Origin of the sequence: Thalassotalea litorea, from assembly GCF_005843925.1 — a bacterium.
GTDB classification, from domain to species: Bacteria; Pseudomonadota; Gammaproteobacteria; order Enterobacterales; family Alteromonadaceae; genus Thalassotalea_A; species Thalassotalea_A litorea_A.
Genome location: NZ_VCBC01000011.1, coordinates 93,249 through 111,992, shown reverse-complemented (window position 1 = coordinate 111,992; position 18,744 = coordinate 93,249). Strand labels below are relative to the sequence as shown.

The following is an 18,744-nucleotide window of genomic DNA, read 5'->3' as shown; positions in this document are numbered from 1 at the left end:
TGATACGTTAATGTATGATGAGTGTAAAAATAACACAGAACAATAATTTATTCAGAGAGAGAACATTATGAAACGCTGTCTCATAGCGACATCTTTAGCTTCAGCAATATTGCTCACGTTTGGTTGTGATAATCAAGATAAAGAAGCATTGAACACACCAACTGGCCAGCAACAACTCAGTGAGCAAAGCGCTCCTGCGGTTAGCTCCCTGGAACAACAAGCCCGTTCCAAGATGAATACGTTAAAAGAGATGATGGCACAGGCGCGAGAAAAAGACGTTGATGTTGCCAGAGAAGAAACCATTATGTGGTTTTCAGAACAGTTTCTGAAATTTGCCAACTGGGATGAAGCCAATCCGGACACCATAGAAGCCGCGTTTGGGTACGAACGTTATTATGCCAACGATAAGAAAAAGCTGGCAGCAGAGTTGCCGGATTTTGAACGCAGAAAAGTCATTGAAATCTTAGAGCGAGGTATTGACGAGCTTGGCCAGGAATTACGTGGTGAAATAAAACGCCGCCCAGTCAATAAAGTGGACTGGCAGGGAACCAAAGCTGCGGACAATATGTTTATCAGTAACGGAAAACCAATTTTCCCCTATGATTATTTTTCGAAAACCGTCGGCCAACCACTGACCAATACCGATATTTATAACGACCATTTAGGCGCGCTGTATCATGGCGGCGAAAATCTATATCCGGTCGATCATGATCGTGCCATCAATTCCTTTTTATTAAAAGAAGACGGAACGTTCGACGAAGAACTAATGAAGGAACTGACTGATATCCCGGATACCAATATCGGCTTTTTAGTGTACTGGATCATGGGCATTCCTGAATGGGTAGAAGAGAGAGAGCCGGAAGTTCGCAAAGGCCGCTCTTTGTTTACTGGATTTGATGTGGATAATCCGCTTGCCCGAGAGTTGTGGGGAAAAATTATCCGCAGAACCGCCGAATTAACCAAAGATAAAAAAGTGACGGAACTTGGCTTTGTTCTGGCAAACGAGCCGCATTGGTTCGCAGAAAAAGGACATTGGACCCAGAACTTTAAAGAAATGAATTCCATTTCTTCGTATACGCTGAACAAATTCCGAACTTGGTTAGACAACAAATATGACGGTGATATTGAGCAGTTGAATAGCAACTGGAAAAGTCAATTTGCCAATTTTGATAGCGTTGCTATTGAAATACCGATTGATCCAGCTTTACAAGGTGAGCCAATCTGGTATGACTGGAGTCGCTACAACATGGATCGGGGCACTGACTGGTTTACCTTTATGCAAAATGAATTGCACGCCGTAAATCCCGATGCTGACACCCATATCAAAATCATGCCACGCATGTTTATGGATAATGCCCGTTCAGGCGGTATCGATACGGAAGCTCTTTCCGAGCTGACAACCATGGTTGGTCACGACGCCAAGTCCTTTGGTAGCCGCAATATCCGACCGGGTAAGTCGTCAGAATGGATCGAAAAATACGCTTATCACTGGGGCGTAGTGGCTATGTTCCATGATTTCTTAGAGTCGGTTGCACCAGATAAGATCAATGTTAATTCTGAGTCGCACTTTTTGTCGTCTGGCCAATGGCGTGATCTGGACACCCGCACAAGTTACGTACGCAGTGTCTACTGGTTGGCAACATTGCTCGGTATGGATGCCAATATGGGTTGGTTCTGGGCTCGTGATCCCGATGGTTCACCAGAAGATCGCCTGGAAGGTGAGTTGGATTTCTTCGACCCAGGTCTGGGTGGCGCGTATGCAGGTTCGAACAATATGCAGCCGCATGTAACCAATGAAGTTACTCAGGTGATGTACGATTTGAACAGTTTCTCCGAAGAAATTGTTGCGCTGCGCGAGCAACGCCGTCCGATTCGTTTGTTCTACACCGAAACAACTGCCATCAATATTGATGATTACATGAGTCAGGGTTATAAGCTTTATGAGTCGATGTTCTTTGAAGGTTTCCCATTAGGGTTTGTCACCAAAAACATTATCGAAAAGCAAGATAACGACCTTTGGGACGTAGTAGTGGTGTATCGAAACCAATTTGTAACGGATGAAGAGTTCTCGACGCTGCAAACCTACTTAAATAATGGTGGTACCATTATTCTTGATACCGACAAGGCACTGACCTTGAACGAATATGGCCAACCAAGACAACAAAAATTAACCGCTGGAAAAGGTGAGTTAATCGTTTTACAAAGTGAAGATATTGCCGCGATAAAACAGGCTGCGTTAGCTCAGGTTTCTGACTCGAGTCGACCAGACGTTATGATAAGCGAAGATAATGGCTTACCTCATAAGGCCACTATGTGGCGAACTATCGCGCAAGACGATGGTAGCTACTTAGTGAATATTCTTAATGTTGGTCACAATACAGCGAAGCTTAAGCTTTCATTAAAAGACTCTCGCCCGGTCTCTATAACCAATCTAATGACGAGTAACGAAATGAATGGCTCGTTCGAACTGGAATCGGAAGGGGTATTGCTGTTGCAGGTGACGCCGAAATAGCAGGACGTAACCGCTGAGACCGTCAACAAGCGATACTTTGATTCGTGTTAATCATATTGTTGATGGTCTCAAAGTTGCTAGTTCCCAGCAGAGCATGAGCTGAGCGATAACTAACCACGAATAGATCGAGCGAGACAGGTATTTATTTGAGGGTATTAAAAAAGGGGCGTACGCCCCTTTTTTTATGCTTGGAAAGCAGACCTATTGGCCTCTGAAACCTTCACCAAAAGCGCTCTTGAGGCGGCGAATGGCATCGGTCAGTAATTTCTCTGTTAATTGCTCAGCACCAACACCGTCGCCTGAAGCAATCATTTCATATACGTCACGGTGAAACTTAACCGAATCGCTATTCTTACGCGGGTCTTGGTTAGTAATGCGAACACTGACTAACAGCGCAGAATAAATAACACCTTCCATTGCCGTCAGGAATTCATTGTGCGCCGCGCGCAGAACTGCGCGGTGGAATAATGCATCGGCCACAACAAATTTTTCCAGTGAGCCCGATTCCTGCTCCATACGGACAACGGCTTCTTCGATTTCCTTTAAGGATTTATCATCCGCTCTTTCTGCTGCCCAGCGTGCGGCTTTTGGCTCAAACGCGAGACGCACGTCCATCAACTGACTGATAAACTCTTTATTTGGCGGCGCGGTGATGTGCCAGGCCAGCACGTCATCATCCAATAAAATCCATTCATTACGAGGGCGAACTTTAGTACCAATGCCCCGGCGCACGTCGAGCAAACCTTTACCAACCAGTATTTTCACTGCGTCGCGTATCACGACACGGCTTACCTGATAGCGATCTGCCAGTGCATTTTCATCTTCGATCAATGAACCCGGCTCGAAAGAACCGGCAACAATACGTCGCCCCAGTTCACGTGCTACTTGTACTGACAAACTGGGTGTCATTTTCTTAGCACGTTTTAAATCGTAATAAACTAGTTCACTCATAATTCTATTCTTTCTTCCCTGACATGAAGATATTAAACATATTATGTTTACTTCGACGGCAAGTTACCAGCGAAAACTGTAATTTAGTTACAAAATCTAGCTAAAATACCTAAACGGGTAGGCAAGCTTTGAAATTATTCACAAAATTTCGGGCATTTTGGCGTATATCAGCCAACGTCATGGTTGGTTTGTACAAGGACGATCCCAACCCAAAACCTGCAGCACCGGCGCCAACATAAGGTTTCATGCTATCGATTGAAGGGTCTATACCACCAACCGGGTATAACCCTGTGCCTTGTGGCAACACCGACATCATGGCTTTCATCCCTGCAATTCCTACCATGGAAATAGGAAATAATTTCAACCCTGTTGCGCCTGCATGCAGCGCATTAAACGCTTCAGTAGGTGTGACGATGCCTGGAAATGTCGCACACCCCGCAGCGACTGACCTGGAAATCACCTCGGGAACGCAATTGGGTGTTACCACCAAGTTTGCACCTGTGGCAATAACCTGCTCAGCTAACTCCAGATTGGTGACCGTTCCTGCTCCAATCAAGTACTTCTGGGTACCGAATTCGTCGACCAACATTTTAATGCTCTGCAAAGCCTGAGGGCTATTGAGAGGCACCTCAATCATGGTAAACCCTTCCTCGATTAGGATGTTCGCAACGTCAATCACAGTATCGGGCGTCACCCCACGGATAATCGCGATAAGTGGTAGGTGGTCATTTAGAGTAGTGTTCATTTTGTAGTTCCGAGATCAATTTTTTCATTCCTGCCAAAAAGCAATCATTGCCTGAAAAGATTTGGCCGTTTTTCGACAATTGCTGTAAAGCTAATTCATAGCGCTGGCATAGCGCTTGTCCACCAACGAGAAAGACGTCCTGAACCGACAAATTACGTAATTCAAAACCAATTAAAAGGCCCGATAAATAATCTTTGATCTGTTGCTCTTTAAGATTATTGAATAGCCTGTGGGTCCAGGCAAGGAACATCTTATTCGTCAGTTCACCACTTTGGGCTTCTTTTACACCCTTAATAAAAGCCACCTGATCAAAAGTTTCACTTTTTGGTAGACCTTTGCCTAGCATAGTGTGTTCGCTAAACACCGAAAACACTTCGCCAGTCAGGTAACTGGAAAAATGATTTATCATGCCCTGCTCAAACGCGACTTGCTTACTATGAGTGCCCGGCAGAACAGCTTGAAAATCATCTTTGCGGATTAGCTCGGCTAATCCGAGGAGCTGCACTTCTTCGCCTCGCATCACATCATACTGATCGTTTTGACTGTTATGACTCACACCAGGGATAATTATTGCTTCACCACCCCAGGGTAGTTCGAATCGATATGCGTTCTTAACTAAGTCAGATGCGCAAGCCGGAGTTTGCGCATAGGGTACATTCACCCAACCTTTTGCACTCCCGACCATACCTGCCATAAATACAGGAAATGGGTTTTCCGGGTCTAGCCAATCACCCAACTGTTTTTGCAGCGCCTGGGCAAAATTTCCATCACTTACGCTTAACAATCCCAAAGATGCTTCTTTCGTCGCCAGCAATCGATGTTCCGCATCCATTGCGAAGGCGCGAAAATTAGTGGTCCCCCAATCAACAATAACGTGATTGATATTTGCTGTATCCATTACCTAAGCCTTCGCTAAATCCAATTCTATTTGTTCTATCGTTTTGCCCTTGGTTTCCGGCAAAATGAAATACATGATGATTAAGCCAATGGTGCCGATAATTGCATAAAGTGCAAAAATACTCGCCGCGCCAAGGTTATCAAGTTGCCACGGGAAAAACTGTTGTATCGACCAGGACGAGATTGTCTGAACCAATGCGGCAAATGGCAGCGCGACTGAGCGCACAGAATTTGGAAATACTTCGGAAAATATCACCCACATAATAGGCCCGATGGACAGGTTAAAGGCGGCTAAAAACGCGAAGATACCAAATAACACTAAAGGTGCGTTAACCCCTTCAATCGTCGCATTAATGATTGGGCCACTGACCAGCGGTAACTCTTTCTTAGTGAAGGTATCCGCCAGCGCTTTTTTCAACTCAACATCGCTGTTATAGCTGTGTCCTGCCAGAAGTTGTAATTTTTCTTGACCGATATTTTGTTTTTCAAGCTTTGCCGTAATGGTTGTCATTGCCGCGTCATCAAACACGTACTGGGTGTTCGAAAAGCCAAAATACGTTGAACCGTGAGCGACAACGACCAAGACTAACCCTGCCAGAGTTAATACCCGGCGGCCAAGCTTTTCAACAAAAGCGATGGCGATTAAAGTTGCCAGTAAACCCACTACACCTGTGGTTATCGTTTGCATAAACGTATCTTCAACACTCATGCCTACTTGCTCAAAGACCATAGGCGCAAAAAACAATACGGCATTCATCCCTGTTGCTCCCTGGACGATGGCATAAACCACCGCAACAAACAGCACTAACCGCATGCGTTTGCTAAACAACTCTTTTAACTGACGTTTGGTCGTTAACTTTTGCTCTTCCTTTAAGCTCTGCTTTACCTGGCTGACGACTTGTTCAACCTCATCCGGGGAAGCAATTTGAGCAAACACTTCGCGCGCTTCAGCCTCACGATTTTGCATCATTAACCAACGTGGAGATTCTGGTATTTTCAGCAATAGTGCAACCCACAAAGCATTCGCAATAAGTTCGGCACCGAGCATGACTCGCCACACATTGTCATTATTAAGCCAGTCGATACTTGCCATCGACTTGATCAAAAAGTAATTGATAACAAACGCGAGCAGCAGCCCTAACCCGATCATAAATTGGTTTATGGAGACGAATTTCCCACGCTTTTGAGCAGGGGCAATCTCGCCAATATACATAGCAGAGACCGTTATCGACGCAAAGGCTACACCACCAATAAAGCGACCGACAACCAGCATTTCATAATTCACCGCCGTTGCGGACAGCAACGAAGACAAAGAGTAAGTCAGGCCGATACCAAGTAACACTTTTGCACGGCCAAATTTTTCAACCAATGTGCCAGTAAAAAATAGTGCAACAATAACCCCGAGCAACGCACAACCGACCACTGTACCTTGTTGTAGGGCGTCCAATTCGAATAAAGAACTGACAAACCGTACTGCACCAGAAATATTTGCCGCATCCAACCCAAACACAAATCCGCCGAAAGCGGCAATCAGAGAAAATTGGGTGACATTGGCATTTGGACTTTTTTTCATAATTATTGCCAAACCTCTATACATAGCATTATATTAAACATATTATGTTTAACGGTATTCAAATACAACCTAAAAATGGCTTAATTTAACTTTCGAATTTACATTTTTCGTCAGTTTATCAAAGCTGTAATCGTTATGGGTATATTGAAGCTAACAACAAAGATGTTGTAAGCATGCATTTCACTTCTGCGTTGAAGACGGATTTCATGCCAGCACGCAAGTTAGTTGAGACATTAAGTTTCATTGGCTTTGTTCGATATACCTTAATGACTAACAAATGGGGCAGTAGTATTTGATAACAGCAGTAAAGTCGAGTTTAAGCCCTCGCAATGGCCTAAGCACGAAAGAATTAAAGTTTTTAGTGACAAGAAGAAGTAATATTTGTGATATCAATACAGACTTCTTGCCGGTACAGCGTAGACTAAAATAAACAACGAGATAGTAATAATGAACGCTCAGTATACTCACGACAAGGCAATTATCGCCAACGCAAATAGCCCACACGTTAAATTACGCGCCATAAATTTTGGCGACTGTCAGTGGACCTCAGGTTTTTGGGCTGAGAAAACACAAAAAGCCATCGATGTTATGATCCCTTATATGGGTGACGTTTTATGTGGTGATATCGGCCACGCTCTAAACAACTTTAAAATTGCCGCAGGCATCAAAGAAGGCGAACATCAGGGCATGTACTGGCACGATGGTGACTTCTATAAATTTATGGAAGCAAAGACCTATGCCTATGCATTGAGCAAAGATCAAAATCTATTAAAAGAACTTGATGAATACATTGCGATTATTGAAAAAGCGCAAGAGCCCGATGGTTATTTGCAAACGCAAATTCAATTAACAGCCGATGCGGATCGTTATGAGAACCGTAAATATCATGAAATGTATAATACTGGGCACTTATTAATCAGTGCCTGTGCTCACTATCGATTAACCGGTCAACGCAATTTCTTAGATTTAGCAATCAAGCATGCTGATTTGCTCTACACCATATTCTTCCCAGACACTAAACATTTCCAAAGATTTGGATTTAACCAGACACAGATTATGGGTTTGGTTGAGCTTTACCGAAGTGTAGGTGATAAGAAATATCTACTCTTGGCACAAAAATTTATTGATCGTCGTGGAACGTACGACATTGTTCATGATGCGACCACCGTGGGTTATCCGATTGGTGATATGGTGCAAGAGCGCACCCCGCTTCGAGAAGAAACCGAACCGGTTGGTCACGCTGTTCTCGCTCTGTATTATTATGCGGGTGCCGCAGACGTTTATGCGGAAACTGGTGAAACTGCATTAATTAGTGCTCTTGATCGTTTATGGGAAAGTGTTACGGAAAAGAAAATGTATGCCACTGGCGCTGTGGGTCAGACTCACTATGGCGCTTCGGTAAATCGCGATATGATCGAAGAAGGTTTTATCGACGATTACATGATGCCAAACCTAACCGCCTATAACGAAACCTGTGCCAACTTATGTAATGCCATGTTTAGTTTCCGTATGTTAAATATTCATGGCGATGCCAAATATGCCGACATTATCGAGCTGGTGATGCATAACAGTGGCCTGTCAGGTATTAGTGTCGAAGGTAAGGACTATTTCTACGCCAATCCTTTACGTATGATCCACAATACCCGCGATTATGATGCCCATGCCGATGTAACCGAGACTGCCAACCGTGAAGGGTATTTGTCTTGTTTTTGTTGTCCACCAAATTTGGTTCGCACCATTTCAAACCTCTCTGGTTGGGCCTACAGCATTGCTGAGAACGGCGTTTATGTAAATCTGTATGGCGGTAATGCGTTAAATACTCAGCTGAGTGATGGTTCCGAAATTAAGCTGATTCAAGATACCGAATATCCATGGAAAGGGTTGGTGAAACTGACTGTTGAGGGCTGTAAGTCCGATGCTTTTGATATCGCATTGCGTGTTCCGGGTTGGGCGACGGGTGCAACTATCACCATTAACGGTGAAGCGGCTAATGTCGATGCAACACCTGGTACCTATGCCATTATCAATCGTCAGTGGCGCGCCGGCGATGTGATTGTGATTGATATTCCGATGGAAGCCACATTTATCGAAGGTCATCCTCGCATCGAAGAGGTTCGCAACCAGGTCGCGGTTAAGCGTGGACCGGTAGTATATTGCATTGAATCACCAGATTTGCCTGAAAACACTGAAATTCTTGATGTCTATGTTGAAGGCGATGTCGAACTGAAAACCGTTCACAAGCCTGAATTTTTGGGTGGTATTTCAACCATTGAAGCAAACGTTCAGTTGCGACCTGTACCACAACAGGGTATGTATCGCGCGATGGAAAAACCACAATGGCAAACCCATAAGACCCAGTTTGTCCCCTACTTTTCCTGGAGTAACCGAGGTACCGCAGAAATGTCGGTATTCCTACCGGTCATCTGGAAATAACCCATACCGAATATTTCGGTATTTCAATATAGTAAAAAGCTCTGAATTTCAGAGCTTTTTTTATGCCCGTATTTTCCGATCTCGCTTGATGTAAACGAACAGTCGATAGCTCGCTACAGCGCCAATAACCGATATCACTGCCAGCAATAAGAACAAGTGATGGAAACCGGTAACGCCAGGTGCGCCATCCAATAATCGTCCGGCAATCGGGGCAAAGAAAATATCCGGAGTAAATCCAACGACAGAAATAATACCTACGGCAATACCGGTACGACTGGTTGCTACCTGACTTTCTTCCAGCAAGGCAAAGTAAATTGCTCTGATCGCAAATACCAACAAGAAAGTGGTAACAATATTCACTTTAATCCACACCGTTTCCGCATCGCCAAACGGCAGATAGATAAGGAAACTTGCCAGTAACAAAACAAAAATTGAAGTTACGGTTTTGCCGATGCCAATTTTGTCGGCAATTACCCCTGCCACTAATGCCGCGCCAAGTCTGACGTAAGACACATTAGCAACAAATTGCGAGGACTCAATTGGGGTATAAGAAAACACGGAGGTTAAATACAGACCAAAATAGTCCAGCCCTTTGTATCCACAATAAGCGGTTAGAACAATTAACCCTTGCAACCAGATAACCGGACGCTTGAGCACATAACCAATATCTTCCCATAGGGTATGTTGCGAACGAGCGTTTTTCCCCGACGGCATATCAAGGGGTTTATCATGCGCCTTATCAGACGATTCATTGAATTGCTCTGCCTCAGAATTATCCTGATAATTTTCTGAGGGAATTACAACGAGTACCAACAATCCGGCAGCACATGTGGCAATACCATAGAAACTGATAACCGCTTGCAGGCTCTGGCGCTGCTGATCGGCGCCATTAGACACTTCCGGGGCAACCATGCCCATTAAAACCACGCCTATGGTAGCCGCGCCGGCAGCGACAAAACCGCGTCCACCGTCCAATACCGCAAATGCCTTACCTTGTGAGTTTTCACCCCCCCAAAGCCGGGTTAATTTAATCATCGCTGCCCAGAATAGGAAAATTGTCGTCACCCCCCAATAGGCAAATAACAAAGTGAGCCCCTGTAGCGAGGGAATTTGCACCAAGTACAAGGCACCAGCAGCCGTTAGCAATAGTGAAACGCTCATTAGAATTTTCGGGGGAAATCGATCCGCTAATGGTCCGCCAGGAAAATAAGCAAGCATGGCCAACAAACCATAAAGGCCAAACACATCGCCTAGCTCGGTATTGGTAAGTTGAAACACTTCCAAAAAACTGGGACGAAAAAATCGCGCCACATGAAATGGCAAACTAAAAATTATCTCACCGGCCAATACCAGGGTAAAGATAATCAAAACGCGACGTAACGGAGAAATACTTTGAATGAAATCGTGCCTATAAAACCTTCATCGGTTAAAGCTTGAGCTATTTTAGCGAATAACACAACATGGCTTCTCAATGCCTGGTGATATCGGCTCGAACCTCGAGTTGACCTACCTTTGTCAACAATTGCCCAACACAGTTCAGCTTACAAAATACCTTGAAGCTATTTGATAACAAAAATCTAAGTTTCAATCAGTTACTTTCCTAGGTAAAGTAACGTTAACGGTATTTATGCGACGAATAACATAAAGGATCGCACTATGACAACGGTGCCAATAGAAGAATACGATTTCGATTTAAGGACTCAGAAACGGCGAGATCCTGATAAAGTCGACACCGAGCTAAAACGTCGTTGGTTACATTTAAATTATGCGAACCTCACCAACGTAGAGCAATTACAAGATTTTCCTTTAGATAGTGTGATTGCCGATGCTCTGCTATCAGAAGAAACCCGCCCGCGGGCACAGTTGCTCGAAAATGGCATTCTTTTGTCTCTTCGAGGGATTAATTTAGCGAAAAATTCCAAACCCGAAGACATGGTTTCAGTTCGGGTTTTCATAACTAAGGATTCCGTATTATCTACTGGCAGACGAAAACTTGTCGCACTAGATAATATCGCGATTGCGCTTGATTCTAATGCGGGGCCAAATGAACCATCTGCATGGCTGTGCACGCTGATTGCGAACCTGACAGACAATATGGCCGGTACGGTTCATTTTATCGAAGATACACTGTCGGGTTTTGAAGATTTAGCGATTGAAAATAAAGAAACGGCGTTTCAATCTGAGCTTGCCAATCTGCGCCGGCAAATCATTGCAATTCGCCGCTACTTAGGGCCTCAACGCGATGCCTTGCTGACTTTGCTCAGTGATAAAAACAAATTTATCGATGCTGAACACAAAATCGAAATCCGCGAATCGCTAAACCACCTGCAATTGTATATTGAAGAGCTGGATTTATGTAAAGAGCGGGCCAATGTATTGCAAGAAGAGATCAACGTAAACCTGGGCCAAACCATGAATAACCGCATGTATGTTTTGTCTATTGTTGCTGCGATTTTCTTACCTCTTGGGTTTTTAACCGGCTTACTCGGCATCAATGTTGGCGGCATGCCCGGCGCGGAAAATTCCAGTGCTTTTTACCTGGTATGTCTTTTTCTGCTGATAATCGCCCTGCTTTTAACAATAATATTGAAAAAAAGTCGGTGGCTATAAACCGTCCAGAAGCCAACAATCATTATTTTTTATTAAAAATCGGGTTTATGAAAAATTAATTTTATCAATTACGTATGTATGGGAATATTTGCAAGGCATCCTTTATGGTAGAGATTTTTTGATTTTGCGCCAGATAGACGGCAAAAATTTCTCGTTCATAAACCGGAGTATCATCGACTACAAACAATTTTTTCTTTCTTATATATTCAAAGCACAACTGTCTGGGCAAGTACGCGGAACCGCCAACGTCGAGAATAAAATTTAATGCAACACGGGGCTGGCTCATATGATGACGAGGCGCGATCAATTCGTTGAAATGCCTTTGAAACTGCGAGTTTACTGATTCACCATAATCGACCGTAATAAAATTTTCGATATCGCTGACCTGCTGATTTTCTATCGAGGAAACAAGCTGTAACGGTACAGTGGCTACTTTTTCAGTGATCACATCTTCGCTGTAGGTTGGCTCAAATAAAAAGGCAACATCAAGCAAACGGGTTTGAATTTGTTTACGCAGTTCAAGCGAAGAGTAAGTATTGGTATATAAGCAAACATCGTCCAGATTACGATGAATTTTTATCAACCAGTCTTGCAAAACAACATCCCAAATGGATGTGATAGAACCAACAAAAAGCTGCATCGAGTTATGCTGCGCAATCCCTACGTCCAACTTTGTTTTTTGCCATAAGGTCAGCATTTCCCGGGCATGCTTATTCAGGCGATGGCCCTCTGCGGTCAGTTTCAAACGTTTTTGCGAACGATCAAAAAGCAGTACGCCTAATTCCGTTTCCAATTGTTTAATGCGAGCGCTAACCGCAGCCTGGGTTAGAAACAAATTTTCCGCCGCTATCCGCACATGTAAGGTGTGACTGACTTCCAAAAAAGTCGATAAGAGTTCTATTTTCATCGCGTATATTAATAAATTATTTTTATCAATATACCATAGTTTATTTAGTTTTTGTTTTCACTAAGTTACCACTAAATTTAGCGCAACTTAATATTCCGCTGCCGATGCAGCAACTTTTGGAACTAAACACATGAAAATAGCGATTCTTTCCCGCGAACCAAAATCTTACTCTACCCGACGTCTGGTTGCGGCAGGTCGGGCAAAAGGCCATGAAGTCGATGTCATTGATACATTGCATTGCTATATGGATATCACCAGTAGTCGACCTACGGTCCGTTACCATGGAGAAGAGCTGCCACGATACGATGCCATTATTCCTAGAATCGGTGCTTCGATCACCTTCTACGGTACGGCTGTGGCTCGACAGTTTGAGATGATGGGAACATTTAATGTCAATGAATCCGTAGCTATTAGCCGCTCACGTGACAAATTACGCTCATTACAGCTGTTATCACGAAAGGGCATTGGCTTGCCACGTACGGGCTTTGCCAGCAAATCAGACAACATTAAAGATCTGATCAAGAACGTTGGTGGCGCGCCTTTAGTGATCAAATTGCTCGAAGGCACACAAGGCATTGGCGTGGTATTGGCCGATACCGCAAAAGCGGCAGAAAGTATTATCGAAGCTTTTATGGATTTGAAAGCCAATATTTTGGTACAAGAATTCATCAAAGAAGCGGGCGGCGCCGATATTCGTTGTTTAGTCGTCGGGAATCGAGTCGTGGCCGCAATGAAGCGTCAGGGGGCAGAAGGAGAATTTCGTTCCAACCTGCACCGAGGCGGTTCAGCAGAGATAGTGAAGTTGTCCAAAGAAGAGCGGGAAACAGCGGTTAATGCTGCCAAAGCCATGGGCTTAAACGTGTGCGGCGTCGATCTACTGCGTTCTCAATCAGGCCCTATGGTCATGGAAGTGAATTCTTCGCCGGGTTTGGAAGGTATCGAATCGGCGACAAATTTAGATGTTGCGGCAAAAATCATTGAGTTTATTGAAAAAAATGCCAAACAAAACAGCAATCGCACACGAGGTAAAGGATAAATGAACGAATTTGTAATCGGTGGGCAAACCATACTGCCCGGTGAAAGTAAAAAGATCGCGCTACCTGTTGCGCGACTTTATACCGACGCGGAAGTCGACTTGCCATTATATATTGTTCGTGGCAAACGCCAGGGCCCTACCGTATTTATCAGTGCGGCGGTGCATGGTGACGAGCTAAACGGTATTGAAATCATTCGTCGTCTGGTTAATTTAAAAAGCTTTAAAATAACTCGGGGGACGGTTATCGCGGTTCCTATGGTCAATGTCTATGGCGTCGTAAACCAAAGTCGTTATATGCCCGATAGACGCGACTTGAACCGTAGTTTCCCTGGCAGCTCGAAGGGCTCGTTGGCTGCGCGGGTCGCAAATACGTTTTTGCAGGAAGTGGTTACGCATTGCGATTACGGCATTGATTTGCATACGGGGGCGATTCACCGTTCTAATTTGCCGCAGATCCGCGCCGATTTAAACGATGAAGAAACCCAGCTGCTGGCAAACGTATTTGCCGCACCCGTTGTGCTGCACTCCAACGTACTTGATGGTTCGTTAAGAGAAGCCGCGGTAACCATGAATACCAAAGTTTTGCTCTATGAAGCGGGTGAAGCGCTGCGCTTTGATGAATTGTCGATTCGCATTGGCTTAAAAGGTATCATCAATATTCTCAGGCATTTAGGCATGATTGCTAAAGGCAAGCCGAGTAAATCCATGCGTGAACCTTTTGTTGCTGAAAATAGCGGTTGGGTTAGAGCCAGTGTTAGTGGCATCGTCACACATAATTTTGGTCTGGGTGATAGTGTCGAGAAAGGTGATGTTCTCGCCGAAATTGGCAGCCCTTACGGCGAGGTTTTAGGCAAAGTATTGGCCAATAATCGCGGGGTTATTATCGGAAAACAAAATATTCCTTTAATTCAAGAGGGAGAAGCAATGTACCATATTGCCTACTTTAAAGAAGATGAAGGCAAAGTTGCCGAGCACATTGAATCTGTGACCGACGACTTTGTTGGAGAAGCGCCCATCAAAGAGGTTTTGCTGTAATGGAAAAACCAGTGATTGGCAGGCTTGAGGAAATTGGCCTGCCGGATTTAGGCATTACGCAATTAAGCGCCAGAATTGACTCTGGCGCACAAACATCCTCATTGCACGTGGACAATATCAAAAAGATAAAAATAGATGGCAAACAAGGCGTCGAATTCGATCTTCATCCTGATTTTTATGATATCGAACATGTAATACGCTGCCGGGCGGCGATTTTTGATATCCGCCAGATTAAGTCTTCAAACGGTGTCAGTGAGCAACGTTTTGTGATCCAGACTATGGCGACCTTAGGCCAATTAACCTGGCCCATTGAAATCACCTTAACGGATCGTTCCGATATGACCTATTTGATGTTATTAGGCAGACAAGGGTTGGGAGACAAGTTTTTTATTGATCCATCCCGGGCTTTTATTATCAGTAACAGCGAAGAATAAAGAGTGGATTAGCACTATGATGGAACAACTAGACGCGATTTTAAATTATACCTTACTAACGTTTAACGAAGAGCCTTTAACGCTGGGTGAAGTCCTAATCATTCCTTTATGGCTGGGGTTAAGCTTTTGGGGGGTGCGCTTGATAATAAACCTGTTAACCAATGCGCTCACCCGTCGCGAAAAAGATCCAAACATTATCCAGCTAACGCAACGGGTACTCGCCATTATCGCCATAGCCATTGTGTTTATGACGACCTTGTCGATGCTCAATGTGCCCATTGCGGCATTTGCGTTTTTATCGGGTGCGGTCGCCATTGGATTTGGTTTTGGTGCCCAGAACATCATTAATAACTTTATCAGCGGTTGGATACTGATTGGCGAAAAGCCGATACGAATCGGAGATTTTCTCGAGGTCGAGGGCGTCAAAGGCGTGGTTGAGGAAATTAATACCCGCTCAACCCGTATTCGTCGTACGGACGGCGTACATTTGCTTATTCCCAATAGTAAATTGATTGAAAATACCGTGGTAAACTGGACCCTGCGCGATAGTTTGGTCCGCGGAACGGTAACCATTGGCGTACAATATGGTAGCGATTGCCAACAAGTCAAAGACCTGATTCTAGCTTCAGCCACTGCCCACAAAGATGTGTTAGAGGCACCAGCGCCGGCGGTATTTTTTCAGGATTTTGGTGATAACGCCCTTATTTTTGAAGTATTCTTTTGGATTAATTCAAAAGTTGATGGCGGTCTTAGAGCCGTTTCCAGCGACATTCGCTTTGACATTGATCGCGCCTTCAAAGCGCAAAACATCGTTATCGCTTTCCCGCAACGCGATATTCATATCGATGGCACGTTAGCGCTGACAAGATCCCCCACCAGGGCCTGAAATCCGTAAACCTTAACTCGCGAGATGTTATCACTTTTAAAGTCAATGACACTCGCGATGCATTATTTAATCGACGATTGATTTAGATAAATACTGAGGTATTGGTTGAGCGCATACAGCGATTTTTCCACCGCTTGCATGCGTGTCATCCCTTTTGGTGTTTCTTCCTGTTCCACCACCAACCAATGCGTATCGCCCACCTTTATATTTGCCTGAACCAATGCTGGCCAATCTGTTTCCCCGTTGCCAATCAAAGGGATTAAATCCGGGTATTTGTCCTGCGCTAATACTTTATAGTGCGTGGTCTGGGTGCGCCCTGGGTAACGTTTTACATAATCTACTGGGTCTTTACCGGCATAAGTGGTCCATCCCACATCCTGTTGCAAGATAACCGATGCATCGGTATTGGTAGCGATATAATCCCAAAAAGTGCCCCCCTGATAGTCATTAAATTCATGATCATGGTTATGAAACCCTACCTGCAACCCGAATTGTTTAAGCTGCTTCGCCGCCTGATTTAACAACTGCACCACTTCATCAATGCGTTGCGAGTCCCAGGCACGTTCATCCCAGCCGATAATTAAGTAGTTAACGTCCAGAGCCTGATAAAAAGCGACGGTTTTTTCCAGATTCTGAGCATTCAATTGCTCAAAACTGACATGAGCACCACTACCTTTGAGTCCCAGATTATCCATTGTCTGTTTAAGCGCTTTCGGGTTATCTGCATAATGACCAAAATCTCCGGCAAACTCGACGCCCGCAAAACCTAAATCCGCAAGTTTGATTAACGTGCCATCAAAATCTTTGTTTAAGTCTTCTTTTACCGACCAAAGCTGAATACTCACCCCCGGTAACGTTACATCGCTGTTTGCACTGACCATGCCTGATCCTCCAACCAACAAAAAACCAAACATTAACAACATCGCTATAGGCGTCTGTTTCTTACATCGCTTCATAATCTGCTCTCTATATCCGTTTATTTTTCATTTCATTGGCACAATACGCTGCCGCGCGGGCAGTAAATGCCATAAACGTCAGTGAAGGGTTTACCACCGCAGAAGAGCAAAACGCACTGCCATCTGTCACGAATAAATTGGGAATATCGTGGCTCTGGTTATAACCATTTAACACTGACTGTTTGGGATCCTTACCCATTCTTGCCGTACCAACCTCATGAATCGCCAGTCCTGGGTGATTGGTATCATACGATGTCCAGGACTCAACATTGGTTAGCCCCACATCGGTTAACATCTTTTCCGCCTGCTCGGCAGCGTCATCCATCATCAGACGTTCATTCTCAGACCAGGTACAATTGATATGCAGCTGTGGGATCCCCCATTTATCTTTTTTTGTCCCATGCAACGCTACCTCATTCTCGTACCTGGGTAACATTTCACCTTGGGCATATAGCCCGAAAAACCAATTGCCCGGCGTAATTAATGAAGCTTTATAATCGGCGCCGATACCATCTTCCTGGCTATTGTGACGCCAGTCGCTGCGCCCAGCCGCGCCTGCCAGCGCATAACCACGGACAAAGCCTTTTCCATAGCGCTTAGGCTCGTATCTGAAATTGGGAATATAAGGTCCTGTAGGACGACGACCTGAATAAAACTCGTTTTCAAATCCTTCGATGCTGCCGCCAGCACCGGCATTGTAGTTATGATCCATAAGATAATGACCAAGCACCCCAGAGCTATTGGCCAGTCCATTTGGAAAAGACTTAGACGTCGAATTTAGTAAAAGCTGAGTAGAACCGAGTGTCGATGCACATAAAAATACGACGTTAGCAAAATATTCTCGGGTGCTTAAATCGTCATTATCAATTACCCGGACACCTTTAACTCGATTGCTGCTTTCATCAAAAATCAAACTATGAACAACACTATTGGGAGCGATATACAAATTGCCGGTTTTTGCCGCCGCTGGTAACGTGGAGCTTTGCGAAGAAAAATACGCCCCAAACGAGCAGCCTTTTTGGCATTCATCCCGAGCCATGCAACGCATTCGCCCCTGCTCGATATGATATTGGGTCGGCTCGGTTAAATGCGCACATCGGCCCATTACCAAAGGCCTGTCCGGATAGAGACTAGCGAGTTTATGCTGGATCATTTTCTCTGGCGAATTCATTTCAAATGCCGGTAGAAATTCACTGTTGGGGAGTTGCGATAAATTGTCGTAGTTACCCGAAATACCCGCATGACGTTCCACATGCGCATACCAGGCTTCAATGTCTTTTAGTCGTACGGGCCAGTCTATGCCATGACCATCAGCCTTATTGGCATTAAAATCATAATCACTCCAACGATAGCTTTGCCGATGCCACAACAAGGATTTACCCCCCAGCTGATTTGCACGTATCCACTCAAATCCGGTGCCTTGTTCTGTTGAGTAAGGTAAATCCCGATCGTTGCCAAAAAACTGTTTGGTGGCATCATTAAATGCATAACATTTTCGCTGTACGTTATGCTGCTGTTCCGCCAGCAAGTTATCGACTTTAGTTCGGTTAGGAAACTGCCAAGGCCCCTTCCCCTCGGATGTATAATCTTGGCGATGCTCAACAACACGGCCTCGTTCTATCATCAAGGTTTTATATCCGCGCTCACAAAACTCCTTTGCTGCCCAGCCACCAGTGACGCCAGAGCCGACGATTAACACGTCAAACGTTTCTTTGCTTTCATTGATATAGCGATATTCTGACATTTCATCCAAACCTGATTTTAGTTAT

The 18,744-nt window shown here is 44.6% G+C and carries 15 protein-coding genes; 7 read left to right on the top strand and 8 right to left on the bottom strand.

The window, feature by feature from the left end:
* Positions 1 to 67 precede the first annotated feature (67 nt).
* The gene (locus FE810_RS12015) at positions 68 to 2,512 is read left to right on the top strand and encodes an alpha-amylase family protein (protein ID WP_138320305.1); all 2,445 of its coding nucleotides are present in this window, start codon (positions 68 to 70) and stop codon (positions 2,510 to 2,512) included.
* A 201-nt stretch (positions 2,513 to 2,713) separates the two neighbouring features.
* On the opposite strand, the gene FE810_RS12010 is transcribed toward FE810_RS12015, so the two are convergent.
* The 4 genes from FE810_RS12010 to FE810_RS11995 form a co-directional block, all read right to left on the bottom strand.
* The gene (locus tag FE810_RS12010; protein ID WP_138320304.1) at positions 2,714 to 3,463 is read right to left on the bottom strand and encodes a FadR/GntR family transcriptional regulator; all 750 of its coding nucleotides are present in this window, start codon (positions 3,461 to 3,463) and stop codon (positions 2,714 to 2,716) included.
* Positions 3,464 to 3,572: 109 nt separating this feature from the next.
* Complete coding sequence (locus tag FE810_RS12005; RefSeq protein WP_138320303.1) at positions 3,573 to 4,208, bottom strand: 2-dehydro-3-deoxy-6-phosphogalactonate aldolase; 636 nt, start codon at positions 4,206 to 4,208, stop codon at positions 3,573 to 3,575.
* On the bottom strand, positions 4,189 to 5,106 hold the full coding sequence (locus FE810_RS12000) for a 2-dehydro-3-deoxygalactonokinase (protein WP_138320302.1): 918 nt from the start codon (positions 5,104 to 5,106) through the stop codon (positions 4,189 to 4,191). The genes FE810_RS12005 and FE810_RS12000 overlap by 20 nt, the downstream gene beginning before the upstream one ends.
* A 3-nt stretch (positions 5,107 to 5,109) precedes the next feature.
* A complete protein-coding gene (locus FE810_RS11995) occupies positions 5,110 to 6,678 on the bottom strand; it encodes an MFS transporter (RefSeq protein ID WP_138320301.1) in 1,569 nt (522 codons plus the stop codon).
* A 447-nt stretch (positions 6,679 to 7,125) separates the two neighbouring features.
* On the opposite strand from FE810_RS11995, the gene FE810_RS11990 reads away from it, so the two are divergent.
* Complete coding sequence (locus FE810_RS11990) at positions 7,126 to 9,111, top strand: glycoside hydrolase family 127 protein (protein ID WP_138320300.1); 1,986 nt, start codon at positions 7,126 to 7,128, stop codon at positions 9,109 to 9,111.
* Positions 9,112 to 9,171: 60 nt separating this feature from the next.
* Here the strand turns inward: FE810_RS11990 and FE810_RS11985 are convergent, their stop codons facing one another.
* Positions 9,172 to 10,479, bottom strand: coding sequence for an MFS transporter (locus FE810_RS11985; protein ID WP_171022346.1), 1,308 nt, complete (start codon positions 10,477 to 10,479; stop codon positions 9,172 to 9,174).
* 288 nt (positions 10,480 to 10,767) lie between these two features.
* Here FE810_RS11985 and FE810_RS11980 point away from each other — a divergent pair, with 288 nt between their 5' ends.
* Positions 10,768 to 11,721, top strand: coding sequence for a zinc transporter ZntB (locus FE810_RS11980; RefSeq protein WP_138320298.1), 954 nt, complete (start codon positions 10,768 to 10,770; stop codon positions 11,719 to 11,721).
* Positions 11,722 to 11,785: 64 nt separating this feature from the next.
* Here the strand turns inward: FE810_RS11980 and FE810_RS11975 are convergent, their stop codons facing one another.
* Positions 11,786 to 12,628, bottom strand: a complete 843-nt coding sequence (locus FE810_RS11975) for a LysR family transcriptional regulator (protein ID WP_138320297.1) — start codon at positions 12,626 to 12,628, stop codon at positions 11,786 to 11,788.
* A 130-nt stretch (positions 12,629 to 12,758) separates the two neighbouring features.
* Between FE810_RS11975 and rimK the strand changes: the two genes are divergently transcribed.
* The 4 genes from rimK to FE810_RS11955 are packed head-to-tail and all read left to right on the top strand — an operon-like array spanning position 12,759 to position 16,019.
* Complete coding sequence (gene rimK, locus FE810_RS11970; RefSeq protein ID WP_138320296.1) at positions 12,759 to 13,664, top strand: 30S ribosomal protein S6--L-glutamate ligase; 906 nt, start codon at positions 12,759 to 12,761, stop codon at positions 13,662 to 13,664.
* Complete coding sequence (locus tag FE810_RS11965; protein WP_138320295.1) at positions 13,665 to 14,699, top strand: succinylglutamate desuccinylase/aspartoacylase family protein; 1,035 nt, start codon at positions 13,665 to 13,667, stop codon at positions 14,697 to 14,699.
* Positions 14,699 to 15,133 carry an ATP-dependent zinc protease family protein gene (locus FE810_RS11960; protein ID WP_138320294.1) on the top strand — a complete coding sequence of 145 codons (435 nt, stop codon included), beginning with the start codon at positions 14,699 to 14,701 and terminating at the stop codon, positions 15,131 to 15,133. Before FE810_RS11965 ends, FE810_RS11960 begins: the two co-directional genes overlap by 1 nt.
* 16 nt (positions 15,134 to 15,149) lie before the next feature.
* Complete coding sequence (locus FE810_RS11955) at positions 15,150 to 16,019, top strand: mechanosensitive ion channel family protein (RefSeq protein ID WP_138320293.1); 870 nt, start codon at positions 15,150 to 15,152, stop codon at positions 16,017 to 16,019.
* 62 nt (positions 16,020 to 16,081) lie between these two features.
* On the opposite strand, the gene FE810_RS11950 is transcribed toward FE810_RS11955, so the two are convergent.
* Together FE810_RS11950 and FE810_RS11945 are read right to left on the bottom strand one after the other, a co-directional pair.
* On the bottom strand, positions 16,082 to 16,975 hold the full coding sequence (locus tag FE810_RS11950; protein ID WP_246037041.1) for a sugar phosphate isomerase/epimerase family protein: 894 nt from the start codon (positions 16,973 to 16,975) through the stop codon (positions 16,082 to 16,084).
* A gap of 10 nt (positions 16,976 to 16,985) precedes the next feature.
* Complete coding sequence (locus FE810_RS11945; RefSeq protein WP_138320292.1) at positions 16,986 to 18,719, bottom strand: GMC oxidoreductase; 1,734 nt, start codon at positions 18,717 to 18,719, stop codon at positions 16,986 to 16,988.
* Between the last annotated feature and the right edge of the window lie 25 nt (positions 18,720 to 18,744).